General features: G+C 32.2%; 1 protein-coding gene. It reads left to right on the top strand.

What is annotated here, in order from left to right; translation table 11 throughout:
• Positions 1 to 401 (top strand): chromosome segregation ATPase (locus R7E78_RS29435; RefSeq protein ID WP_318059058.1); only part of this gene is annotated, 401 nt, incomplete at its 5' end.
• Positions 402 to 553 lie beyond the last annotated feature (152 nt).

The raw sequence follows: 553 nt of genomic DNA, 5'->3' as shown, positions 1-553 counted from the left end.
ACACTTTATTAGGCATCGACTTAAATAAAAACAATATCAGAGATGATGTCGATAAAGTCGTTAACCACCTAGAAGTAACAGAAGCTGATAAAGAGTTTATGTTACGTTATATCCAATACGCGACAAGTATATTAAGTTATGATTTCGCAAAAGATAGGTTAGAAAATCCGCTGATTGCTAGCGAACTCTACAAAGAACTCAATTATATAAATAGCTGCTATAAAGAGTCAGGTGTTGATGGTAAAGATTTATATGATTCAATAAATGCATTAAACGTATTGATGTTTAATACAGACGCTAGAATCATTGCCTATCTACATTATGAAAAGTACTTGGATATTAGAAATACATACGAGTTGCTAAGCTATGATTGTAAAAACAAAAAATATCATCAAGTTTAATCGCGATATCTTTTCCATTTAAAAAGCTCTGTTATTTAAAAACGAATTTAGCCACCATCGCTTTTGTTCTGTCTATACAATTATTATCAGTACACGAGGTAAAGCCACTAGATAACCGCGCCTAACTTACCGATACAACTGTATGGTTCTTG

It is taken from the genome of Vibrio sp. YT-19(2023) (assembly GCF_033337395.1).
The sequence above is the reverse complement of the archived record's forward strand: the minus strand, read 5'-3'. Positions and strand labels throughout refer to the sequence as shown.